This window comes from Pseudarthrobacter sp. AB1 (assembly GCF_014926485.1).
In the GTDB taxonomy this organism is placed as follows: Bacteria; Actinomycetota; Actinomycetes; order Actinomycetales; family Micrococcaceae; genus Arthrobacter.
On record NZ_PZKO01000006.1, the window covers coordinates 61,300 to 84,467 of the forward strand.

General features: G+C 65.1%; 21 protein-coding genes, 1 tRNA gene and 1 pseudogene. 7 read left to right on the forward strand and 16 right to left on the reverse strand.

Annotated features, from left to right (window positions below; translation table 11 throughout):
- The first annotated feature begins 93 nt into the window (after positions 1-93).
- Genes DAD99_RS01220 through DAD99_RS01230 form a run of 3 tightly spaced genes read left to right on the forward strand, consistent with a single transcriptional unit; the run spans position 94 to position 2,343 of the window.
- Positions 94-915, forward strand: a complete 822-nt coding sequence (locus DAD99_RS01220) for a carboxylesterase (protein ID WP_193340013.1) — start codon at positions 94-96, stop codon at positions 913-915.
- The gene (locus tag DAD99_RS01225) at positions 912-1,706 is read left to right on the forward strand and encodes a carboxylesterase (protein ID WP_193340014.1); all 795 of its coding nucleotides are present in this window, start codon (positions 912-914) and stop codon (positions 1,704-1,706) included. The genes DAD99_RS01220 and DAD99_RS01225 overlap by 4 nt, the downstream gene beginning before the upstream one ends.
- On the forward strand, positions 1,699-2,343 hold the full coding sequence (locus DAD99_RS01230; RefSeq protein ID WP_193340015.1) for a hypothetical protein: 645 nt from the start codon (positions 1,699-1,701) through the stop codon (positions 2,341-2,343). Before DAD99_RS01225 ends, DAD99_RS01230 begins: the two co-directional genes overlap by 8 nt.
- A 10-nt stretch (positions 2,344-2,353) precedes the next feature.
- Here DAD99_RS01230 and DAD99_RS01235 read toward each other — a convergent pair whose 3' ends face one another.
- The gene (locus DAD99_RS01235; RefSeq protein WP_193340016.1) at positions 2,354-3,442 is read right to left on the reverse strand and encodes an ROK family glucokinase; all 1,089 of its coding nucleotides are present in this window, start codon (positions 3,440-3,442) and stop codon (positions 2,354-2,356) included.
- Between the two features lie 179 nt (positions 3,443-3,621).
- Here DAD99_RS01235 and DAD99_RS01240 point away from each other — a divergent pair, with 179 nt between their 5' ends.
- Complete coding sequence (locus tag DAD99_RS01240) at positions 3,622-5,430, forward strand: long-chain fatty acid--CoA ligase (protein WP_193340017.1); 1,809 nt, start codon at positions 3,622-3,624, stop codon at positions 5,428-5,430.
- 81 nt (positions 5,431-5,511) lie between these two features.
- On the opposite strand, the gene DAD99_RS01245 is transcribed toward DAD99_RS01240, so the two are convergent.
- Positions 5,512-8,913, reverse strand: coding sequence for a pyruvate carboxylase (locus DAD99_RS01245; RefSeq protein ID WP_193340018.1), 3,402 nt, complete (start codon positions 8,911-8,913; stop codon positions 5,512-5,514).
- Between the two features lie 301 nt (positions 8,914-9,214).
- Here DAD99_RS01245 and DAD99_RS01250 point away from each other — a divergent pair, with 301 nt between their 5' ends.
- Complete coding sequence (locus DAD99_RS01250; RefSeq protein ID WP_193340019.1) at positions 9,215-10,036, forward strand: ParA family protein; 822 nt, start codon at positions 9,215-9,217, stop codon at positions 10,034-10,036.
- A gap of 106 nt (positions 10,037-10,142) precedes the next feature.
- Here DAD99_RS01250 and DAD99_RS01255 read toward each other — a convergent pair whose 3' ends face one another.
- The 5 genes from DAD99_RS01255 to gcvH form a co-directional block, all read right to left on the reverse strand.
- Positions 10,143-10,739, reverse strand: a complete 597-nt coding sequence (locus DAD99_RS01255; protein ID WP_193340020.1) for a MerR family transcriptional regulator — start codon at positions 10,737-10,739, stop codon at positions 10,143-10,145.
- 238 nt (positions 10,740-10,977) lie between these two features.
- Positions 10,978-11,481, reverse strand: a complete 504-nt coding sequence (locus DAD99_RS01260; protein ID WP_193340021.1) for a bifunctional nuclease family protein — start codon at positions 11,479-11,481, stop codon at positions 10,978-10,980.
- Positions 11,481-12,197: a MerR family transcriptional regulator gene (locus tag DAD99_RS01265; protein WP_193340022.1), complete on the reverse strand. Its 717-nt coding sequence runs from the start codon at positions 12,195-12,197 to the stop codon at positions 11,481-11,483. The genes DAD99_RS01260 and DAD99_RS01265 overlap by 1 nt, the downstream gene beginning before the upstream one ends.
- Before the next feature lie 23 nt (positions 12,198-12,220).
- A complete protein-coding gene (locus DAD99_RS01270) occupies positions 12,221-12,697 on the reverse strand; it encodes an FHA domain-containing protein (protein ID WP_185263200.1) in 477 nt (158 codons plus the stop codon).
- A gap of 145 nt (positions 12,698-12,842) precedes the next feature.
- Positions 12,843-13,229, reverse strand: coding sequence for a glycine cleavage system protein GcvH (gene gcvH, locus DAD99_RS01275; RefSeq protein WP_185263199.1), 387 nt, complete (start codon positions 13,227-13,229; stop codon positions 12,843-12,845).
- Positions 13,230-13,347: 118 nt separating this feature from the next.
- On the opposite strand from gcvH, the gene DAD99_RS01280 reads away from it, so the two are divergent.
- Positions 13,348-13,965: a hypothetical protein gene (locus DAD99_RS01280; protein WP_193340023.1), complete on the forward strand. Its 618-nt coding sequence runs from the start codon at positions 13,348-13,350 to the stop codon at positions 13,963-13,965.
- Positions 13,966-13,969: 4 nt separating this feature from the next.
- Positions 13,970-14,839 carry an Fpg/Nei family DNA glycosylase gene (locus DAD99_RS01285; protein WP_193340024.1) on the forward strand — a complete coding sequence of 290 codons (870 nt, stop codon included), beginning with the start codon at positions 13,970-13,972 and terminating at the stop codon, positions 14,837-14,839.
- A 78-nt stretch (positions 14,840-14,917) separates the two neighbouring features.
- Here the strand turns inward: DAD99_RS01285 and DAD99_RS01290 are convergent.
- The 9 genes and pseudogenes from DAD99_RS01290 to DAD99_RS01330 all read right to left on the reverse strand — a co-directional run bounded on the left by DAD99_RS01290 (position 14,918) and on the right by DAD99_RS01330 (position 23,026).
- Positions 14,918-14,994 (reverse strand) — tRNA-Pro (locus DAD99_RS01290).
- A gap of 147 nt (positions 14,995-15,141) precedes the next feature.
- The gene (gene der, locus DAD99_RS01295; protein ID WP_193340025.1) at positions 15,142-16,692 is read right to left on the reverse strand and encodes a ribosome biogenesis GTPase Der; all 1,551 of its coding nucleotides are present in this window, start codon (positions 16,690-16,692) and stop codon (positions 15,142-15,144) included.
- Positions 16,693-16,702: 10 nt separating this feature from the next.
- Positions 16,703-17,384 (reverse strand): annotated as a pseudogene (locus DAD99_RS01300) (lysophospholipid acyltransferase family protein).
- Positions 17,385-17,415: 31 nt separating this feature from the next.
- Positions 17,416-18,129 carry a (d)CMP kinase gene (gene cmk / locus DAD99_RS01305; RefSeq protein ID WP_193340026.1) on the reverse strand — a complete coding sequence of 238 codons (714 nt, stop codon included), beginning with the start codon at positions 18,127-18,129 and terminating at the stop codon, positions 17,416-17,418.
- Positions 18,129-19,238: a prephenate dehydrogenase gene (locus DAD99_RS01310; RefSeq protein ID WP_193340027.1), complete on the reverse strand. Its 1,110-nt coding sequence runs from the start codon at positions 19,236-19,238 to the stop codon at positions 18,129-18,131. The genes cmk and DAD99_RS01310 overlap by 1 nt, the downstream gene beginning before the upstream one ends.
- Positions 19,239-19,241: 3 nt before the next feature.
- Entirely contained in the window at positions 19,242-20,549 is a 1,308-nt protein-coding gene (locus DAD99_RS01315) for a pseudouridine synthase (RefSeq protein ID WP_193340028.1), read from the reverse strand.
- Between the two features lie 110 nt (positions 20,550-20,659).
- On the reverse strand, positions 20,660-21,310 hold the full coding sequence (locus DAD99_RS01320; protein WP_309233172.1) for an SMC-Scp complex subunit ScpB: 651 nt from the start codon (positions 21,308-21,310) through the stop codon (positions 20,660-20,662).
- Positions 21,307-22,119 carry a ScpA family protein gene (locus DAD99_RS01325; RefSeq protein ID WP_193340030.1) on the reverse strand — a complete coding sequence of 271 codons (813 nt, stop codon included), beginning with the start codon at positions 22,117-22,119 and terminating at the stop codon, positions 21,307-21,309. The genes DAD99_RS01320 and DAD99_RS01325 overlap by 4 nt, the downstream gene beginning before the upstream one ends.
- Positions 22,120-22,126: 7 nt before the next feature.
- Positions 22,127-23,026 carry a ParA family protein gene (locus DAD99_RS01330; protein ID WP_185263190.1) on the reverse strand — a complete coding sequence of 300 codons (900 nt, stop codon included), beginning with the start codon at positions 23,024-23,026 and terminating at the stop codon, positions 22,127-22,129.
- Between the last annotated feature and the right edge of the window lie 142 nt (positions 23,027-23,168).

The following is a 23,168-nucleotide window of genomic DNA, read 5'->3' on the forward strand; positions in this document are numbered from 1 at the left end:
GCCGGCCAGCCAGCCCCTTCGTCGGGCCGGGCGGGCACTTCAATGCAACCCTACTCTAGTGAGATTTGTCCCAAACAATGACACGATGGTGTCATGACAGAAAGCAGCATCGCGCCCCGGCCTGCCGCTTTCAGCTACCCCGGCCACGGACCCAATGCCACCACCGGGATTGCCATCTGCCACGGCTTCACCGGCAGCCCCCTGAGCGTCCTGCCCTGGGCAGAGCACCTCGCCGCCCAGGGATTCGCGGTGTCGGTACCGCTTCTTCCCGGCCACGGGACAGATTGGCGTCAGCTCGCGCGCTCAAATTGGCGCGACTGGTACGGGACTTTCGAATCGGCGTACCTGGAGCTGAGCGCCCGGACGGAGCAGTGTTTTGTGGCCGGCCTCTCGATGGGCGGCGCCATTGCGTTGCTGACGGCCGCCAGGCATCCTGCGGCTGGCGTCTCTCTGGTGAATCCCGGCCTTAGCTTCTATGACCGCCGCGTGCATGTCATCGGAGTGCTCAAGTATTTCCAGCGCACTACCTTGCCCATCCAGGAGGAACAGCCGACGGCGGGCGTCACCAATGACGGCGACTATTCGCGGACGCCTTTGGCAGCCGTCCATGAGCTCAAGAAGCTTTTCGGCACAGCCACGCGGGGGCTGCACCAGGTCAGCGCCCCGGTGCAGGTCTTCAAGTCCCAGTCGGACGTCGTGGTGCCGGCCACCTCGCTCCTGACGCTGCGGCAGCGTTTGGGCCCCCACTTGGTGGAAGTAGTGGACCTGCATAACAGCGGACATGTGGCCACGCTGGATGTCGACGGGCCAGAGATATTTGCCCGTTCCAGCGCCTTCTTCCTTGCCCATACACCCACCACTGCCCCGTCAGCCCGAACCGCGGCCACACCTCACACCACCTCGGAGACTTCATGACCGGCGTACCGGACCACAGCCCTTTCAGCAGCACCTTCAACGGCGCCGGAGCCCGGATCGGGGTGGTCCTCTCCCACGGATTTACGGGCAGTCCGCACGGCCTGCGCGCGTGGGCGCAGTCGTTCGCCGACGCCGGGTTCGCCGTACGCATGCCGCTGCTGCCCGGGCACGGCACCAGCTGGCAGGACCTGGCGCGCACGCGCTGGCCGCAGTGGCACGGCGCACTGGACGACGCCTACCTGGAGCTTGACTCCCACTGCGACCACGTCTTCGTCGCCGGGCTGAGCATGGGCGGCGCGCTGGCCCTGAGAATTGCGGCCAGCCGGCCCGTGGCCGGGGTGATCGTGGTGAACCCCGGCCTCGTTATCGATGATCCCCGAGCGCCCTTGGCCGGCATCCTGAAACTGGTCCTGAAGAGTACTCCGGCCATCGCCAACGACATCCTCAAACCCGGGATGGACGAGGGCGCCTACCCCCGGACGCCCGTAGCTGCAGCCCATGAGCTGAACAAGATGTTCAAGGACACCATCCGGTTGCTACCCCGCGTCACCGCGCCCGTACGGGCCTTCCGCTCCACCGTGGACCACGTCGTATCGGACAGGAGCGTGGCAGCGCTGCGCCGCGGGCTGACAAACGCACCGCTGACACTGACCACGCTGGAGAACAGCTACCACGTGGCAACGCTTGATAACGACGCTGAGGAGATTTTCCGAGGATCTGCCGACTTCATCAGGGCAGTGGTTGCCGGCACGGCAGCAGCCCAGGTCCAGGAGGGTACCGCCCATGAATAGGCCCGGCTCCGGTTCACAGGACCAAAGCGCAAACCAGGACGATGCAGTGTGGCTGGACCTGGTGGCCCGGCTCGAAGAAAAGCCCGGAGCCCCTACCGGCACAGTCCCGGCGAGTGCCAGCTCCCCCGGCCCGAATGCCCCGGGCCCTAACGCCAAAACTCCTGATTTACCAGGCCCGGACGCCGCGGCCGGGGCTGGCAGGTCCGCGACGTTCCGCGACTTTGATCCGCTGGGCCTGGCGGGCACAGCCCCTACCGAACTGTCCGCAGCCGAGCGGCATGCGGCAACGTCCGGCGCCGGTGACGGTGACGGTGCGAAGGCCGGCGAAGCTACCGCTGGTTACGGCCAGGGTGGCAGCGAGGCCTTCGGCCCGCGTGACTATGCCGTGGAGGACGACGCCGGTGATTTCGTGCCGGAAGAACCGCCAAGCCTTGCCGGGACGGATCCCCTGACCATGCTGGCCTGGCTCGGCGCCATCGGTGCGCCCCTTGCCTTGCTCCTGGCCGCCATGTTCTGGCGGTCCGCGCCACTGCTGGCGATTGTGGGCATGGTGGCAGCATTCATCCTCGCCGTTGCTTACCTGATCATGAAGCTGCCCCAGGAAAAAGACGAGAACGACGACGGCGCCCGCGTCTAAGGAGCGTCCGTCACCGCATGCGGCTGCTGACTCGGGACAGATCGGCCGCTCCGATGAGCCCCGCGTTTGGTCCGAGCGCTGCCAGCTCGATGCCGGCCGCCGGACGGAAGCCCCGGCCGGTGAGGTTCCGGGCGAAGGCTTTACGGGCGGGCTCCACCAGCAGGTCACCTGCCGAGCAGAGTCCCCCACCGATCACAAACAGTCCGGGATCCAACGATGCTGCCAGGTTCGCCAGTCCCAGGCCCAGCCATTCGCCCACTTCATCAAGGAGTTCGCGGCAGGCCGCGTCACCGGCGAGTGCCAGTTCGGTGACAATCGTCCCGGTGATCTGCTCCGCGTCACCGCCGACGGTGGCCAGCAGTTCCTGGGCAACCGGCGAATTGGCACGCGCCAGGATCCTCGCTTCCCGGCCCAAGGCGTTACCCGAAGCGTACTGCTCCCAGCAGCCCCGGTTCCCGCACTCGCAACGCTGCCCGCCGGGCATGATGATCTGGTGGCCGAATTCGCCTGCTACACCAAACCGGCCGCGCTCCACCCGCCCGTCCATCACCATGGCGCCGCCGATACCGGTGCCGAGGGTGATGCACACCAGCCGGTCCTCCCCCTGCCCCGCACCAAAGCGCCATTCCGCCCAGGCCGCGGCGTCGGCGTCGTTCGTCAGTAGCACAGGGCGTCGCAGGAGGCGCTCAAGGTTTGCCCGCAACGGCTCGTTGCGCCAGGCGAGGTGCGGACTGAAAAGCACTGTTCCGCCATCCAGATCCATCCAACCGGCCGCTCCGATGCCCACCGACCAGACCCTGTGGCCGGCTCCCAATTCGTCCACGAGCTCGACGATGACCTGCTCCACAGCGCGCGGGTCGCTGCCGGGGGTGGACCGCCGGGCCTCGCTCAGAATCCTACCGTCGGCGTCTACCACGCCGGCGGCGACCTTGGTGCCGCCGATATCGATGCCGATCGCCAGCCCCTTGCGCCCGAGCCGCAGGTGCTCCCGGAACGTTTCCACCTGCCTGGGCCGGGCCCTCAATCCCAGCGGCCGCCGCCGCCAAGGGGCTGGACGTCGGAGCGGATCGGCGGGCTCGCCGGGGGGCGTTGCATACATAGTGCTTCATTCTAGGGCGCCCCGGGCAGGCAGCACCGGAGGCCGGGCCCATGGCCTTCGCCCTCCTCTTTGACTCCTATGTTACTGGCCAGTAGATTTGTTTCTGCACGGCCAAGCTACAGGGCGTATTAGTCTTTAGGCATACCCTGTGCGGGTCTATGGATATCAAAGGAGCTATAGTGCGCGAATTCAGTGTTCCGCCTCTGGTTGTTGTCCCACCGGAAACCAACATCACCGATCTTGTGCTTCGGCAGGCAGCCAAGCCCAGCAACCCGGCACTCTTCTCGCGGCTGGACTCCGCAGGCGCGTGGCGGGACGTCTCGGCCACGGATTTCCTGGCGGATGTCCAAGCCCTTGCCAAGGGCCTGATGGCCAGTGGCGTGGGAGCCGGCGACCGGGTGGGCATCATGTCCCGTACACGCTACGAGTGGGCGCTCATCGACTTTGCCATCTGGTTCGCCGGCGCCGTCTCGGTGCCCATCTACGAGACGTCATCGCCGTCGCAGGTTGCCTGGAACCTCGGTGACTCCGGGGCGGTTGCCGCATTCGGCGAGGCCGCCCACCATGAGGACATCATCCGGCAGGCTGCCACGTCCGAAGGCCTCACCGCCCTCCAGCACGTCTGGCAACTCGAAGGCAGCGGACTGGACGCCGTCCGTGCGGCGGGCCGGGACGTCAGCGACGCCGACCTGGAGGCCCGCCGCTCAACGGCACAGCTCAGCGACGTGGCCACTCTCATCTACACTTCGGGCACCACCGGCCGGCCGAAGGGCTGCGAGCTGACCCACGGCAACTTCGTTGAACTGTCCGACAACGCCCTGGCGCTGCTTGGCGACGTGGTCAACGAGCAGGCCAAAACCATCATGTTCCTGCCGTTGGCCCACGTCTTTGCACGGTTCATTTCGGTGCTGGCAGTGGCCGCCGGCGCCACGGTCGCGCACACCCCGGACATCAAGAACCTGCTGGCCGATTTGCAGAGCTATCAGCCCACGTTCATCCTGGCCGTGCCGCGCGTCTTCGAAAAGGTCTACAACTCGGCCCTGACAAAGGCAGAGGACGGCGGCAAGGGTGCCATCTTCCACAAGGCCACGGAGACCGCCATCGCGTTCTCCAAAGCCCGCCAGGCCGGGCACGTTGGCCTGGGGCTGAAACTCAAGCACACGGTGTTCGACAAACTCGTCTACGGCAAGCTGCGCGCGGCCATGGGCGGCAACGTGGCCCATGCCGTGTCCGGCGGCGGCCCGCTCGGGGAACGGCTGGGGCACTTCTTCCAGGGCATCGGCCTGCAGATCCTTGAAGGGTATGGCCTTACCGAGACCACCGCCCCCATTTCGGTCAACACCCCCGCCCTGATCAAGATCGGCTCCGTCGGCAAGCCGCTGCCGGGCAACTCCGTCAAGATCGCCGAAGACGGCGAGATCCTAGCCAAGGGTGTCTGCGTGATGCGCGGCTACTACCAACGCGAAGACCTGATGGCCGATACGTTTGCCGATGACTGGTTCCGCACCGGCGACATCGGAAGGCTCGACGAGAACGGCTTCCTGTGGATCACCGGCCGCAAGAAGGAAATCATTGTCACGGCCGGCGGCAAGAACGTGGTTCCGGCCCTGCTGGAGGACCAGATCCGGGCGGATGCACTGGTCTCCCAGGTCCTGGTGGTGGGCGACAACCGGCCGTTCATCGGCGCCCTGGTGACCCTGGACCAGGAAGCCCTGCCGGGCTGGCTTCAGCGGCACGGGCTGCCCGCCACCACGACGCTTGACGAGGCGGTCGAGAGCCCTGTGGTCAAGGCCGCCGTGCAGGACCTCATCACGCAGGCCAACGCCTCGGTGTCGCAGGCGGAGGCCATCAAGTCATTCCGGATCGTCGCTTCGGACTTCACGGAAGCGTCCGGCCATCTGACGCCGTCCATGAAGGTGAAGCGGGCGCAGGTGATGAAGGACTTCGAGACGGTCATCGAGGAAATGTACGGCGCGCCGCGCGTCTAAGCGGCACTGCAAAACGAGGGGCCCTCCCGGCGGAAGTGGAAACTTCCGCCGGGAGGGCCCCTCCCTTTAAGCCTGGATTCCTTATCCCTGCTCTACGACCAGGAGGAGGTCCCCGCCCTGGACCTGCTCCACGGCGGAGATGGCGAGCCGCGAGACTTTGCCCGCCACCGGCGTTGTAATGGAGGCTTCCATCTTCATCGCTTCGATGGTGGCCACCGTGTCGCCGGCATTGACCGTGTCGCCGGCCTTGACGGTCACGGTGACGGCCCCGGCGAACGGCGCGGCAACGTGACCGGGCTGGGCCGGGTCTGCCTTCTCGGCGGCTTTGACGTTGCTCACCACGGAGCGGTCACGGACCACAACGGGGCGGGACTGGCCGTTGAGCGTGCACATCACCGTGCGCATGCCCTTCTCGTCGGGCTCGGAAACGGCTTCCAGCGAGGCGATCAGCCGGACACCCTTCTCCAACTGGATCTCGTGCTCGGCGCCGCGCTGAAGGCCGTAAAGGTAATCGCGGGTGTCGAGGACGGAAATGTTGCCGTAAGTCTCCACGCTCTTGAGGTAATCCTTGGTGGGGCCCTCGAAGAGCAGGCGGTTCAGCGTGTTCTGGCGGGTCTTGGAATCGCCCTGGAGCGCGGCGCTGTCCTCGGGGCTGAGGTCAGCATCGCGGACCTTGATGCTGCGGCCCTTGAGCGCCTTCGTGCGGAAGGGCTCCGGCCATCCTCCGGGCGGGTCCCCAAGTTCGCCGGACAGGAAACCGATGACGGAGTCGGGGATGTCGTAGTTCTGCGGGTTTTCGTTGAAGTCCGCCGGATCTGCGTTGAGGCCCACGAGGTGCAGGGCGAGGTCGCCCACCACCTTGGACGACGGCGTGACCTTCACCAGGCGGCCCAGGATCCGGTCCGCCGCGGTGTACATGTCCTCGATCGCTTCGAAGCGCTCCCCCAGACCCAGAGCCATGGCCTGCTGGCGCAGGTTGGAGAGCTGGCCGCCCGGGATTTCGTGCTGGTAGACACGGCCGGTGGGGCCCGGAAGGCCTGACTCGAACGGCGCATAGACGCGGCGCACGGCTTCCCAGTACGGCTCAAGGGAGCTGACAGCGTCAAGGCTCAAGCCGGTGTCCCGCGGCGTGTGCGCCAGCGCCGCCACAAGGGCGGAGGCGGACGGCTGGCTGGTGGTTCCGGCCAGCGAGGCGGAGGCAACGTCAACAGCATCCACGCCGGCGTCCACGGCCGCCAGCAGGGTGGCCAGCTGACCGCCGGCCGTGTCATGGGTGTGGAGGTGGACCGGGAGGTCGAAGCGTTCGCGGAGTGCGGCGACCAGTTTGGCGGCCGCTGCCGGGCGGAGCAGCCCGGCCATGTCCTTGATGGCAAGGATGTGCGCGCCGGCGTCCACAATCCGCTGGGCCAGTTCCAGGTAGTAGTCCAGCGTGTACAGCTTCTCGTCCGGGTTCAGCATGTCGCCCGTGTAGCACAGGGCCACTTCGGCTACAGCTGTGCCGGTGGCCCGGACAGCGCGGATGGCGGGGGCCATCTGGTTCACGTCGTTCAGGGCATCGAAGATGCGGAAAATGTCGATACCGGTGGCGGCGGCCTCGTTGACGAAAGCCACCGTCACCTCCTCCGGGTACGGCGTGTAGCCCACCGTGTTCCGGCCGCGCAGAAGCATCTGCAGGCAGACGTTGGGCAGCGACTTCCGCAGCGCGGCCAGGCGGTCCCAGGGGTCCTCGCCGAGGAAGCGCAGCGCAACGTCATAGGTTGCGCCGCCCCAGGCCTCAACGGACAGGAGTTCCGGAAGGAGTGCCGTGACCGCGGGTCCGGCGGCCACGAGGTCCCGGGTACGCACGCGGGTGGCCAACAGGGACTGGTGGGCGTCGCGGAAGGTGGTGTCGGTGACGGCCACGGCGGTCTGCTCACGCAGGGCCTTGGCGAATCCTTCAGGGCCAAGCTCCAGCAGGCGCTGGCGTGATCCGGGCGCGGCCTGCCGATCGCCAACGGCGGGGAGTTTGGCAGCCGGATCCGAGTGCACCTTCAGCTCGCCGTTGGGCTTGTTGACGGTGACTTCGGCCAGCCAGGTCAGGAGCTTGGTGCCGCGGTCGGCGGAGACCCGGGCCTTCAACAGCTGGGGTCGCTCGTCGATGAAGTTCGTGGCGACGTTGCCGGCAATGAAGTCGGCATCATCGAGGACGGCCTGGAGAAAGGAAATGTTGGTCGACACACCTCGGATGCGGAACTCCGCGAGGGCCCGGCGGGCGCGGGCCACGGCGGCAGGGTAGTCACGGCCCCGGCAGCTCAGCTTCACGAGCATTGAGTCAAAGTGGGGACTGATCTCGGCACCCGAGTAGACGGTGCCGCCGTCGAGCCTTACACCCGCACCGCCGGCGGAGCGGTAGCCGGTGATCTTCCCGACGTCGGGCCGGAACCCGTTGGCCGGGTCCTCGGTGGTGATGCGGCACTGCAGCGCTGCACCCTTGAGCTGGACCGTCTCCTGGGAAAGGCCGAGGTCCGCGAGGGTCTCGCCGGAGGCGATCCGAAGCTGTGCCTGCACCAGGTCAACGTCCGTCACTTCCTCAGTAACGGTGTGCTCCACCTGGATACGGGGATTCATTTCGATGAAGACGTGCTGGCCGGCGCGTTCGCCGACGGTGTCCACTAGGAACTCCACAGTTCCGGCGTTGACGTAGTTCAGGGCCTTGGCGAACTTCACCGCGTCACGGTAAAGCGCCTGGCGGATGCCTTCGTCCAGGTTGGGTGCCGGGGCAATCTCGATGACCTTCTGGTGCCGGCGCTGGATGGAGCAGTCACGTTCGAAGAGGTGGATGACGTTGCCCTCGGCGTCGGCCAGGATCTGGACCTCGATGTGGCGCGGGCGTAGCACTGCCTGCTCGAGGAACATGGTGGGGTCACCGAAGGCGGCATCGGCTTCACGCATGGCGGCCTGCAGGGCCTCAGGAAGGCCTTCCCGGGTGTCAACACGGCGCATGCCACGTCCGCCGCCACCGGCGACGGCCTTCGCGAAGATGGGGAAGCCGATCTCGTCGGCCGCGGCGATCAGCTCATCCATGTCCTTCGAGGGTTCACTCGATTTCAGGACCGGCACACCGGCCTCACGGGCAGCCTTCAGTGCTGCCACCTTGTTGCCGGCCAGCTCAAGCACTTCAGCCGGCGGGCCAACAAAGGTGATGCCCGCTTCCTCTGCCGCGCGGGCGAGGTCCGGGTTCTCCGACAGGAAGCCGTAGCCGGGGTAGATCGCGTCGGCGCCGGACTCCTTGGCAACGCGTACCACTTCGGCAACATCGAGGTAGGCCCGGACGGGATGCCCCACTTCGCCGATCAGATATGCCTCATCGGCCTTCTGGCGGTGGATCGAATTTCGGTCCTCATTGGGGAAGACAGCAACGGTCTTGGCGCCGAGCTCGTAGCTGGCACGGAAGGCCCGGATCGCGATTTCGCCGCGGTTGGCCACCAGAATCTTGGAAAACATAATTCTCCTGCATCTTTGCGGGTGTATCGGTAAGTGGTCACAGTGTCTAAGACCCGCGCTTAGAAACACAAATCACTGTGGCCACAGTCACAGAAACCTCCGTCATGTCCCGCGTGCATCAACGGAGGCTGGCAGAACCTGCCACCCATACCATCCCCGTGCCATGCCGTGTCCCCATAAGGCGGGATTCACAGGCGCAGCCACATATGATGAGTAAGGCGGCTCGAGCCGCCGGCTTCGGGAGTGCCGGAGCAAACATTACCCCCAACACGGCAGCCGGCGTTAGGTTTTGGTCTCACAAGTGCAAGTAGTCAGCATCAGCAGCCTCAAGGGCGGAGTCGGCAAGACTTCCGTCACCACAGGATTGGCGTCTGCGGCGCTTGCCGCAGGAATCCCCACACTGGTGGTGGACCTCGATCCGCATGCGGACGCGACCACGGCCCTGGGCGTCCTGGCCGGCGATCAGCTGGACATCGGCAGGATGCTCAAGAGCCCCCGCCGCGCCAAACTGGCGGACAATGTCGCAGGCAGCTCCTGGACTGCACGGGAGCACACCAACGGGTCCGGACGGGCCGTACTGGACGTCGCTGTGGGTTCGGCCTACACCGGCATCTACGATCGTCCCGACCTTGGCCGCCGCGACCTCCGCAGGCTTTCCACAGTCCTGGCCGGCGCCGACCGCTACGAGCTGGTCCTCATAGACTGCCCGCCGTCGCTGAACGGGCTGACCCGGATGGCGTGGTCCGCGAGTGACAAGGTGGCCTTGGTGGCCGAGCCCGGACTTTTCTCGGTGGCGGGAACAGAGCGGACCATGCGCGCCATCCAGCTGTTCAAGCAGGAATTTGCGCCGAACCTGTCCCCCGCCGGCATCGTGGCCAACCGCGTGCGCACAGGCTCCTCCGAACACACCTACCGGCTCGCGGAAATGGAATCGATGTTCGGTGACCTCCTGTTGAGCCCGCGCATCCCCGAACAGGCGAACTGGCAGCAGATCCAGGGCGCGGCCCACCCGGTGCACCACTGGCCCGGCGAATCCGCGAAGTCTTCCGCTGCACTGTTCGACGCACTCCTTGCCAACCTCCTGGCGACTGGAAGCGGCCTGCGGAACCGAACCCAGCGGTAACTCCCCCGGCTGCAGCGTGCCGCTGCAGCCACAGGTTCTGCGGCCAACCAGAAGAGGCCACCCGTCGGGGTGGCCTCCTCTCGTTGCTATGTGTCAGCCTGTGGTGTCAGCCGATCTTGCGGGCGGCGCGCCGCTTGCTCAGTTCGTCGTCGGGAAAGGACTGTTCGACGGCGTGTTCGCTCGGCAGGGAAGCCAGGCTGCCTTCGACTTCGCGCCAGACCCTGCCCACGGCGATGCCGAAAACACCTTGGCCGCCCTGGACAAGATCGATGACCTCGTCAGCGGACGTGCATTCGTAGACGCTCGCACCATCGCTCATAAGAGTGATCTGCGCCAGGTCCTCCACTCCGCGTTCGCGCAGGTGTTCCACCGCGGTACGGATCTGCTGAAGGGACACGCCAGTGTCCAGGAGCCGTTTGACCACCTTGAGGACGAGAATGTCCCGGAAACCGTAGAGCCGCTGTGAGCCCGAGCCGGCGGCGCCGCGGACTGCGGGCTCAACGAGCCCGGTCCGTGCCCAGTAGTCCAGCTGGCGGTACGTTATCCCGGCCGCCTTGCAGGCGGTGGGGCCGCGGTATCCGGCGTCCTCATCAAGGACAGGAAGGTCTTCGGTAAACAGGAGGCCCTGGGCACCGCTCGCGGGCACAGCCACACCAGCCGTTGAGGGCTGTTTCAGCCCGCCTGCTTCGCCTTTGGGACTCACCTGGATCCTCCTTCTATAAGCTCCCGGGGGACCACTGCATCAGCCGGTGCACGCATGAAGTCCATGCATGTAATTTCGCGGGGGTCCTACTTTTACAGTGTGACTTGCGCGGCTGCTGTAAGCAATGGGAGCTTGATACCTTCGACGTTAGGCGCGCCGCGCCCCTAGGTCAAAGATGTAGGCCTCTTGGTGCAGGCGTGTCGGAACTTTCAGTCTCAACTTTAACCTTAACGTGACCTCAGCCGTCGAAGTCTTCCGGCTCAACATCGTCCAGGAACTCTCGGAACCGCCGCAGTTCGCGCTCTTCGTCCACAGTGGGGCCCGGGTCAGTGTCTTCACCCTCGTCATGCTCGGTGATGCGGACGCCGGCTTCATCCATCACGGAGTCGGCACACCAGATCCGGCACTTGGCCCGCAACGCGACCGCGAGGGCGTCCGATGCGCGTGAGCTGACGGTGGTGCCGTTCTCGAACTGGAGCTGGCCATAAAAAATATTGTCCTCAACGGCCACAATGTTGACGCTGACAATTGAGTGGCCCAGGGATTCCACTACGTCCACCAGGAGGTCGTGGGTCATCGGGCGCGGAGGCACTACCCCTTGCTGGGCCAGGGCGATGGCACTTGCCTCCGGAGTCCCGATCCAGATGGGCACGTGGCGTTCGCCGTGGATCTCGCGCAGCAGCACGAGCGGCTGGTTGGACGGCAGTTCGATGCGAACGCCAACAATCTCCACTTCGATCATCAGATGTCCATACGCGAGATGCGGTCCTGGACCAGAGCCCGGTGCAGGACCAGGCAGAGGTCGCTGATTTCGCGGGCGGCTTCCGCAGCCCGCGCCTGGGACGCGGAATCGCGCCGGGACGCGAGCGGCGCAACTGCCCGCTCCACGAGCCCGAATTCACGTTCCGCGGCGGCCTGGAACGGACGCAGGTGGCGCGGTTCAAGGCCGTGGCTCTCCAGTTGCACGCAGGCACGGGCAACCTGAAGGGCGTGCTCGTCGAACGTGCCGTTGCTGTGGCTGATCAGTCCGAAGCTCAGCAGGGATTGAAGCAACGGAATGCTGGCACCGGATTCAGTCCGCAGCTGTTCCTCGCTGAATTTCCGGCCGCGGTTCTGAAGCTCCACGGCCAGTTCATCCGAAACGATCCGAGGCGAAACCACGACGCCGGGCGGCAGGTTCTCCGGCCGTTCTCCCCGGTCAATCGCATCAAGGTAGTCCTTGATGACTTTCAGTGGCAGGTATTGGTCCCGCTGCAACGCCAGCACAAAACGGAGACGCTCGACGTCACCGTCCGAGTACTGCCGGTATCCGGCCGGAGTGCGGCGCGGATTAATCAGGCCTTTTTCCTCCAGGAATCTGATTTTCGACGCGGTCATACCCGGAAAGTCGCCGCTGAGCTGCGCGAGGACTTCCCCGATGTTCAGAACTTGGGGCCCCCGGCGTTCCGGTTGTGCCATTGCCACAGGCAAGTGTCCCGGGATCAGGCGCGGCCTGCTGCGCGGGCAGGGCTCAGGTAGAAGGTAAGACGGAACTTGCCGATCTGGACTTCGTTTCCGGACTTCAGCTCAACACTGTCCACGCGGTCGTGGTTAACGTACGTGCCGTTGAGGCTGCCGGTATCCACCACTTCAAAGCTCCGCGCTGTGCGGCGGAACTCGACGTGGCGCCGCGATACGGTGACGTCATCCAGGAAGATGTCCGCGTCGGGATGACGGCCGGCCGTGGTGGTGTCCGTGTCAAGCAGGAAGCGGGCACCCGCGTTCGGGCCGCTGTGGGCAACCAGGAGCGCGGAACCGGCAGGCAGTGCCTCCACGGATGAACGCTCGTCCATGGACAGCTTGGGGGCGATCGTGGGCTCGTCCGTGACGGGGGTGAGATGGATCGAGGTGGTCTCCGAAGCCCTGGCTGCACCTGTGCCGTGCTCGCCTTCGGCAGGGACCTGTTCGTGGCCAACCATGGATTCCTCCTCTTTCGCTGCAGCTCTCACGCCTGCAATCAACATTTGCCCTGACGGACCCGCCTCGCGGATCCGTTGCCGGGCACCGATCCGGCCACTGACGTGCGAAGACGCCCGCCGGCCGGACCGGATGAACCCGGTAGCTTCAGCCTACCTGCTGTTCGTACTCGGATGCACTGAGCAAGGATTCCACAGCGTCTGCTTCGGCAAGCCGGATCTCGATCAGCCAGCCGTCGCCGTACGGATCGGAGTTGATCAGGGCCGAATCGGTATCGAGGGATTCGTTGCGTGCAACGACTTCGCCGCTCACCGGAGCATAGATATCGCTGACGCTCTTGGTGGATTCGACTTCGCCAACAACTTCGTTAGCGGTGACTTTAGTACCCGCTTCCGGCAGCTGGGCGTAGACAACATCTCCGAGTGCGTCCTGCGCGAAGTCGGTGATGCCCACCCGGACCACGCCGTCGGCGCTCGGTGCGGATACCCACTCGTGCTCGGCAGTGTAGGACAGGTCTTCGGGAATGTTGCTCATCAGGGGCCTTTCATCGGGTCAATCACCAATGTCAACGGGGCCTGGAAAACAAGCCGCCGCTGAAAGTATAGGCACAACTCCACGGGCGTTCGGGGAGGATTCTGACATGATGAGACGCATGAGAACACACTCACAGGAATCGCCCGCGAAACAGGCGAACTGGGCTGCGCGGATCATCCTCGCTGTGGTGGCGCTGGTGGTCCTCACTGCCGCCTACTTTGCCTTTGCGGCGATCCTGCCGGTCTGGTGGGCGAATGTTATCCGCAACCAGGTCCAGGGCAACCTCGGGGCAGGCATCCTGGTGGGGATGTTCTACGGGTTCGTTTTCACGTTCGTCCCCCTCCTGGTGGCCTGGCAGGCAACGCGCAAATCCCTGAACTGGCCCTGGAAGCTGGCCATCCTCGCCGCCGCCGTGGCCCTCGCGTCCCCTAATCTGCTGACCGCCGGAATCATGTTCGGCAGCTCGCAGGCCGCCCACAACGGACAGCGGATCCTTGGCACCGAGGCCACCTGGTTCTCTATGTGGACGCAAATCTCAGCCATCGCCGCCGCTGTCATCTTTGTTGTTGGCCTGGTCCTGTGGAGGGTCTGGCGGCAGCGAGGCAAGAAGATGCGGGCGCTCAGGAAGGCAGATACCGAGCGCTCCATGGCGGCGAAGGCGGCCAATGACACCGCGGCCAGCTCACCTGTTCCTGAGGCACCTGCCGCCACCGACAGCCACGCTGACCGCAGGTAAAGCCGTGCCGGAGCTACCCGAGGTTGCAGGCCTGGCCGGTTTCCTGGACGAGCACTTGCGCGGAGCGGTGGTGCGGAAGATCCAGATTGTTTCCTTTGCGGTGCTGAAGACAGCGGATCCGCCCTTCACCGCGTTGGAGGAGTGCACCATCAGCGGCGTCCGCCGGTTCGGAAAGTTTGTCAGCCTAGACACCGACGGACCTTCGTTTGTCTTCCACCTCGCCCGGGCTGGATGGGTACGTTTCACGGACTCCCCCACCGGCACCCAGCTCCGGATGGGAAAGGGCTACATCGCTGCCCGGCTGGAGTTCAGCGGGCCGGACGGTGACCATGGCATGGATCTCACCGAGGCGGGGACCAAAAAGAGCCTGGCCGTGTACGTGGTGAGCGATCCCCAGGATGTGCCGGGCATCGCGGCCCTTGGGCCGGACCCTTTCAGCGCAGCGTTCTACGCCGACATGCTGGTGGAAATTCTTGGCTCCACGTCCCAGCAGATCAAGGGCGTCCTGCGGAGCCAGAGCGTGATCGCGGGGATCGGAAACGCCTACAGCGACGAGATCCTGCATGCTGCAAGAATCTCCCCTTTTGCTACCGCCAAGTCCTTGGACCGCGACACAGTGCAGGCGCTGTACGACGCCATCCACAGCGTGCTCGGAACCGCCCTGGCTGAAGCCGAGGGGAAACCACCCAGCGAACTCAAAGACGTCAAACGCGGCCACATGCGGGTCCATGCCCGGACCGGCGAGGCCTGCCCGGTGTGCGGTGACACCGTCCGGGAGGTGTCTTTCGCCGATACGTCCCTGCAGTACTGTCCCACGTGCCAGACCAAGGGAAAGATCCTGGCGGACCGCAGGACATCGAAGTTCCTGAAATAGGCCGGGTGACGAAACATGCAAAAAGGACGGCACAAAACAGAAGCGTCCCGGAGAAAATTCTCCGGGACGCTTCTGTTTTGGTCGGGCTGACAGGATTTGAACCTGCGACCCCTTGACCCCCAGTCAAGTGCGCTACCAAGCTGCGCTACAGCCCGTTAGTTCCGCCGTTCTCCGCTGCGTTTACTCCTGATGTTAGCCAGGATTTCAACTCAGCAGTCCGGCCGAACCACCTTGAAAAGCTTACACGATTCCGGAGGGTGCAAGTGACACTTTGCCGCCTGCACGCCCCCGGCGTGACCTAATTAACGCTTCTTGCCACGCTTTTCGCGGACGCGCATGTTGACCTCGATGGGCGTGCCCTCGAAACCAAACGTTTCGCGGAGCCTGCGGGTGATGAAACGACGGTAGCCCGGGTCCAAAAACCCGGTGGTGAACAGCACAAACTTCGGCGGCCGGCTGGACGCCTGCGTGCCGTACAGGATGCGCGGCTGCTTTCCGCCGCGGACCGGGTGCGGGTGCGCCGCCACAAGCTCGCCGAGGAAGGCATTGAGCTTGCCGGTGGGGATGCGCCTGTCCCAGTTCTCCAGCGCCAGGTCAAGGGCAGGAACCAGGCGGTCCTTGTGCCAGCCGGTCAGGGCGGATATATTGACCCGCGGCGCCCAGGCCACGTGGGCCAGGTCCTGCTCGATTTCGCGCTCCAGATAGGTGCGGCGTTCGTCGTCGAGCAGGTCCCACTTGTTGAAGGCCAGCACCAGGGCACGGCCCGACTCGATGGCCAGCTGCAGGATGCGGACGTCCTGCTCGCTGAGCACCTCGTCAACAGCGAGAAGAACGACGGCGACCTCCGCCTTCTCGAGCGCGGCCTGCGTCCGGAGGGAGGCGTAGTAGTCGGCGCCCTGCGCCATGTGCTGGCGGCGCCGGATGCCCGCCGTGTCCACAAAGCGCCAGGTGCGGTCGCCGAGTTCAATGAACTCATCCACCGGATCACGGGTGGTACCGGCAGTGTTGTCCACGACTACACGTTCGGACCCTGCCAGCTTGTTCAGCAGCGATGACTTGCCCACGTTCGGGCGGCCGATCAGTGCGATGCGGCGCGGGCCGCCCGAGCGTTCCAAGCCCTCAATCGTGGAGAACTCCGGCAGGGTGTCCATCACGTGGTCCAGGAGGTCGGCGACGCCGCGCCCGTGCAGGGCGGAAACGGGGTAAGGCTCACCGAAGCCGAGGCCCCACAGGGTGGCGGAGTCCGCTTCCTGGGCGAAGTCGTCCACCTTGTTGGCCACCATGATGACCGGCTTCTTGCTGCGGCGGAGCATTTTCATGACGCCCTCGTCCGTTGCGGTGGCACCCACCGCGGAGTCGACGACGAAGAGCACGGCGTCGGCCATTTCCACGGCCATTTCCGCCTGTTCGGCCACCCGGGCGTGGATGCCGCGGGCATCGTGCTCCCAGCCACCGGTGTCCACGACCGTGAAGTTGCGTCCGTTCCAGTGTGCCGAGTACATCACCCGGTCCCGCGTCACGCCGGGAGTATCCTCGACCACGGCTTCGCGTCGGCCCAGGATACGGTTCACGAGAGTGGATTTGCCTACGTTGGGACGGCCGATGATGGCCAGCACGGGATCGAGCTTGACCGGTCCGTCAAAGTCCTCGTCGTCGAATTCCCCGCTCAGAAGGGCGGCGTCTTCGTCGTCGAGTTCGTAGTCGGCCAGGCCGGCGCGGAGCGACGCGGCACGCAGCTCCGCTTCGTCGTCGTCCAGGGCGGCCAGCCGCTCGGCCACCTGGTCCGTGCCGGTGGGCGTGTATTCGTCTTCGCCGGCGCCGGAGTGGCCGGAGGTTTGAGTCGTATCGCTCATTGCACTTTCCTTAGTGGTCATCTGCCGGCGTCCCGGCTACTGCTGTGAAGTTCGTGCGGGAAATCCGCGTGGGGCAAAGGCTGCCCACTGTGTTGGATGGTCTCCTGGACGTGCCCCGAAAGCGCAGCGCGGATTTCCGTTCCCGCCCTGTCCATTGAAGCACGGCCCGTTTCGCCGGGGTTTCGGCTGAGTGTCAGCGCGTCGCCGAAGCTGACGTGGAACCGCCGCCCCGGCCTGGGTACTGTGTCGAGGTGTTCGTTGCCAGTCCGGGTGCCGAGGATCGCCACGGGAACCACTGGGGCGCCGGAGTTCAGCGCCAGCCAGGCCACCCCGTTGTTGATGTCCGTTGCCTGGCCGCTCCCCCGAGTACCTTCCGGAAGAATCCCGATGCAGCGGCCGGCGTCGAGCATGCTTTTGCTCAGCAGCAGCGCTGCCCGGTCCCCGGAGCGGTCCACCGGCAGCTGGCCTGAGGCCCGAAGGACCCGTCCCAGCACTCCCTGGAACATCTCCTTTTTAACCAGAATGTGCATGGGACGCGGCGACGCACCGAACATCACCGGCCCGTCCAGGAAACTGATGTGGTTGCCGGCAAAAATCACCGGCCCGCCTGTAGGCACGTTGTCCCGGCCAGTGACGGACGTCCGGTACACCACATGATCAAGTAGCCAGCCGACGGGCCTGCTCCAGGTCATGGTCAAACCGGAGGGAAGACGCACGCCGCCGTCAGTCACGGTTGAGCACCTTCGTGACGATCACGAGCGCCGCATCCACGGTCTCGGCGAAGTCCAGATCGGACGAATCCAGGGTGACAACACCGTCGGCAGCCTGGGTGAAGTTCACCACCGTGGAATCCTTGGCGTCGCGCTGGGTGACCTGGGCGGCGAGCTGTTCCGCATCCTGCGTGCCGCCCAGCTGGATGCCGCGGCGGCGAAGCCGTGCTTCCTCACTGGCCGTCAGCAGCATGCGGACTTCAGCGCCCGGCGCGACGACCGTGGTGATGTCCCGGCCCTCCACCACGATGCGGCGGTGGTGCTTTTCAATTAGCTCACGCTGCCGGCGGATCAGTTCGGTCCGGGCACCAAGGGTGGTGGCCACCGTACTGACCGCCGAAGAAATTGCCGGTTCGCGGATGGCGTCCGTGACGTAGGTCCCGTCCACGCGCACGTAGTCCTCCCGCGGCGTGGTGCTCAGTTCCAGGACCAAGTCCCGGGAAGCCTGCTCCACGGCGGCGGCATCGCTGAGGTCGATTCCGGTGGTGACGCAGAACCAGGTCAGGGCCCGGTACATGGCGCCGGTGTCCAGGTAGGCAAGGTGCAGCCGTCGGGCCACTTCCTTGCTCACACTGGACTTGCCGGAGCCTGACGGTCCGTCGATGGCAACCACCAGGGGCCTGCCGACGCGTAAGGCCGGAAAGGTGTCAAGAAGTTCTTGTGTCATTACTGCAATACCCGCCATCCGCGGTCGTTGAGTGCTTCGATCAGATGGTCATGTTTGTTCGGCAGCACGGACAGTTCCACCATGCCCACGTTCTGACCCGAAGAATGGTCCAGCCGAAGGTCCTCCACATTGACGCCGATCTCACCGATTTCGGTGAGCAGCTGCGCGATCTGTCCCGGCCGGTCATCCACGAGGACCGTCAGCCATGAGTAGGCCTGCGGCGGGCCACCGTGCTTGCCCGGAATACGGGCCTGCCCGGCGTTGCCTTCGCTTATGAGCTGGGCAAGGTCAAGCCTGGCACCTGGCGCCAACGGTTCCTCCAGCGTGCCGATGAGCCGGTTCAGGTCCTCGCGGACGCCGTAAAGGATCTCTACAACCTTCGCCGCGTTGCCGCCCAGGATCTGGACCCACAGCGTGGGATCGCTGGCGGCAATCCTAGTGACGTCCCGCAGCCCGTTGCCGGCGAGGGACAGCGCGTTAAGCGGCGTCCCCTGCAGCCTGCTGGCCAGCAGGGAGGACATGATCTGGGGCAGGTGCGACACCAGGGCAACGGCTTCGTCGTGTTCGTCGGCAGTGAATTGGGAAACCACAGCACCCAGGTCGGTCGCCAGGGAGCGCGCGGTCTGCACGGCCGCCGCGGATGATTCCGGGCCCGGACAAACCACCCACGGCATAGACGTGAAGAGCTCACCGCGGGCCGCTACGGGCCCGGACTTTTCACGCCCGGCCATCGGATGGGTGCCCACATAGCGGTTGAGGTCCGCGCCGCGGCCGCGCAACTCCGCCAGGATTGCGGCCTTGACGCTGGCGATGTCAACCACCACGGAGTCCGGGTAGTCGCCAAGCGCACGGGCCACGACGTCGGCGGTCACGTCCGGCGGTGCTGCCACCACCACAAGCTCCGGCGTCCCGTCCCGGAGCTGGTCCAGGGGCTGGCCGGCACCGATGTCCACGGCAACCGCCTGGTTGGTAGGCGACGGGTCAGACAGGAATACGGGCACGCCGCGGCCACGCAGGCCCAGCCCGATGCTGGCACCGAGCAGGCCGGTGCCAATCACCACGACCGGTCCGTTGAGGTGTCCCCGCCCGTGGGAGCGAAATGCGGACATGCGTCAGAGTCCTACGGATGCCAGCAGGTGGCCGACTTCCTGCTTGCCAAGGTTGCGGATGCTGCCCTGGCGCTGGTCGCCCAGACCGATGGGACCCACCTTGACGCGCACGAGGCGCAGGACCGGGAACCCGACGGCGTCGAACAAACGCCGGACAATCCGGTTCTTGCCCGAGTGCAGGATTACTTCGATCAGCACGTGGCCCGGGGTGGAGTCCACCAGCTTGAAGGAATCAACGGAGGCAAAGCCATCCTCAAGTTCCACACCTTCCCTGAGCTGGGCGCCGACTCCCTGCGGGAACGGGCCGCGGACCTGGACCAGGTAGGTCTTGGGGACCTCATAGGACGGGTGGGTCAGCCGGTTGGCCAGTTCGCCGTCGTTCGTCAACAGCAGCAGGCCCTCGGTGGCGACGTCCAGCCGGCCCACATGGAAGAGGCGTTCGCCCTGGTGGGTCTTCCGCACAAAATCGCTGATGCAGGGGCGGCCATCGGGGTCCTCCATGGTGGACACCACACCCTTGGGCTTGTTGAAGACCATGTACACGAGGTTTTCATCCAGCTGAATGCGCAGGCCATCAACGTGGATGACCGCAGTCTTGGGGTCCACACGGACACCAAGCTCAGTGACCACCTGGCCGTCGACTTCCACCCGGCCTTCGGAGATCATCTCTTCGCAGACGCGGCGCGAAGCCACGCCCGCCTGTGCCATAACCTTCTGGAGGCGGGTGCCATCGGCGTCGTGCATTTCAGACTGCGGAACAGAACCGCGGGGTCCGCGCTGGCGGGCAGGCTTGCGCACGGGGCCAAGGTTCTGGCCGAAACGTTCGCTGCCAAAGGCGCGAGAGGCCGCGGCTCCGGGCCGGCCGGTGCGTGGCTTGGGCTTGAGTGCGCCCGGAGTGCCGGGAGCTTTATTGGCGCCCGGCTTGCGGGCGGCAGGCTTGCGCGCCGAGGCGCTGGCGGCGGGCTTCCAGTCGGAGGCACCGCGGTTGGCCGGCGGCGACGCCGGGGCATCGCCGGGATCCACAAATGGCTCCTCGCGCGGCCTTGGGGCCTTGAACCGCCGGTCGTCTCCGCCGAATCCGGCGTTACGCTTGCCAGCGCCGCCGCGGAAACCGCCGCCTGCCGCGCTGGGGCGGCCGCTGCCGCCCTGTGCAGGGTTACGGCTGGCGCCGCCCTGCGCTGGATTGCGGCTGGCCGCTGGATTGCTGCTGGCCGCTGGATTGCGGCTGGCGCCGCCCTGTCCGGCATTGCGTTCTGAACTGTTGCGTCCCGAACTGTTACGTGGTGAACCCTGGCGTCCCGCCTGTGTCATGACCCGTCCTTCGTAATTTGGCCGGCTGGTTGTCCAAGAACAACCCTAGCCAGCCATGCAGAAATTATCTGCCCTTATGAATATTCGTGTGCGTACGCGGGATTTCCCGCCTACATTCTGTCGGCGTCGTAGAACTCCGAGATGCCCTCAAGCCCCGGAAGATGGGGTGAAAGCTGAGGCAGTTCCGCTGCGGAGCCGATTCCCATCCGTTCCAGGAAATACGACGTGGTCCGGTAGAGGATGGCGCCCGACTCAGGATCATGTCCCGAATCTTCGATCAGCCCGCGCTGGGTCAATGTCCGTACGACAGAATCGACATTGACTCCTCGAATTGCAGACACCCTGGCCCTGGAGACAGGCTGGCGGTACGCGATGACAGCCAGTGTTTCCAGAGCCGCCTGTGTGAGCCTGGCCGTCTGACCCTCAAGCACAAACCGTCCGACGATCTCGGCGAAGTCTGCGCGGGAGTAGATCCGCCAGCCACCGGCGATGTTCCGCAATTCGAAACCCCGGGGGCTGGCACTGAAACCAAAATCGCTGGCATCGTCCATGTCCGGGGCTTTAACAGTATAGCCGCTATACTCCTGCTGCAGTTCCGCCAGTAACTCTTCGACGACAGCGACGGTCAGGTTAAGGCCGGCGGCCAGTTCGATGGCGGTGGCTGGCTGGTCCAGGACCATCAGGACCGCCTCGAGTGCAGCCTTTGCGCCGCCGGGAAGATCCCGGACGTCAACGCCCGGCTCCGGAAGTTCTTGACTCACGGCAGTTCCTCGTATTCTTCGCTTAGGTTTTCTGTTGACCATTCCCGGCCATCCACTGTCCAGTGCACGGTGAGATCACCAAGCGGCGTCACCTGGTCAAAGGACACTGCCCTGTCCCGGAACATCTCCAGCAGGGCCAGGAACCTGGCCACCACTACCAATGTGGAATCGGCGTCGGCGATCAGCGCGCGGAAAGACAGGGGCTTCCCCAGCTGGAGCCGGAGCCCCAGGATCTCGGCCTGTTCCTTCACGCTGACGGCACTCCCATGCAGGTGGGCAAGGCCCACCTCGGTGGGCCGCGGCGCCTTGGGCTTCAGAGCGGACTCGGCCAGGCGGGCGAATTGTTCCGGCGAGTGCTTCCACACCAGTTCCGGGAGCATGGCGGCAAAGTGCTCCTCCAAGGCCACCTGACGCGGAAACCGGCCGGCTTCCTGTTCAAGGGTTCCAGCCATCAGAGCCGCCACCTGTTTGAATGCCTTGTATTGGAGAAGTCTCGCAAAAAGGAGGTCCCGTGCTTCCAGCAGGGCGATGTCTTCATCGTCCTCCACTTCGCCGGCGGGCAGGAGCCGCGCCGCTTTGAGGTCCAGGAGGGTGGCGGCGATGACCAGGAATTCACTGGCTTCGTCCAGTGCCCATTCCTCGCCGAGCTTCTGGAGCTTCCTGATGTACTTGATGAACTCATCAGTGACGGTGGCAATGGCCACCTCGGTAATATCCAGCTGGTGCTTGGCGATCAGGCCCAGCAAGAGGTCGAACGGGCCGGTGAAGTTGGCCAGCCGCACCTCAAAGCCGGGTTTGGACTCGGCCACGGCCTGGCTAGGGCGCTCCGCCGCGCGAAATCAGCTCTTTGGCCAGGCGGCGGTAGGCATCGGCACCGATATGGCTGCCGGCGTAACTGGTGATCGGCTCGGCCGCGACGGTGGCGTCCGCGAACTTGATGGAGCGTTTGATGACGGTCTCGAAGACTTTGTCACCGAAGGCTTCCACCAGACGGGTGATGACTTCGCGGCTGTGGAGCGTACGGGCGTCGTACATCGTGGCAAGGACACCATCAACCTGCAGGCCAGGGTTCAGCCGGTCCTGGACCTTGTCGATGGTTTCTACCAGCAAGGCTACTGCCCGGAGGGCGAAAAACTCGCAGATCAGCGGAATGATCACGCCGTGGGCGGCGGTCAGGGCGTTGACCGTCAGCAGGCCGAGGGAGGGCTGGCAGTCGATCAGGACAACGTCGTAATCGTCTTCGACTTTTTTCAGCGCCCTGTCCAGGACCTGCTCACGGGCTACTTCGTTGACCAGCTGCACTTCTGCGGCGGAGAGGTCGATGTTGGCCGGCAGCAGGTCCACATTTTCGACGCCGGTCCGGTGGATGGCGTCGCGGATGTCCACCTTGCGGTCCATGAGGACGTTGTACACCGTCAGGTCCAGTTCGTGCGGGTTGATGCCGAGGCCCGCGGAAAGCGCACCCTGCGGATCGAAGTCAACCAGCAGTACCTTGCGGCCGTATTCGGCAAGGGCCGCTGCCAGGTTGATGGTGGACGTGGTCTTACCAACGCCGCCCTTTTGGTTGACCATTGCGATCACGCGCGCGGGACCGTGGGACGACAGCGGGGCGGGTTCCGGAAATTCGCGGTGGGGGCGCCCGGTGGGGCCCATCACGGCGTCTTCCAGATCGAGTTCTGTGCCTTCCAGAGTTGCCGAACCCTGTTCGCTGCTCACGTATCTATCCACACTTTCGATGACGGTGATTTTCCTGCCGCTGGAGCTCCAGCGCTGATCCTGCTTTCAACCTAGGCTACAGGCCCCGACACGGTATTCGAGGGAACTTGACTTTAGCGGGATTCTGAGCCTTTACCTTCTA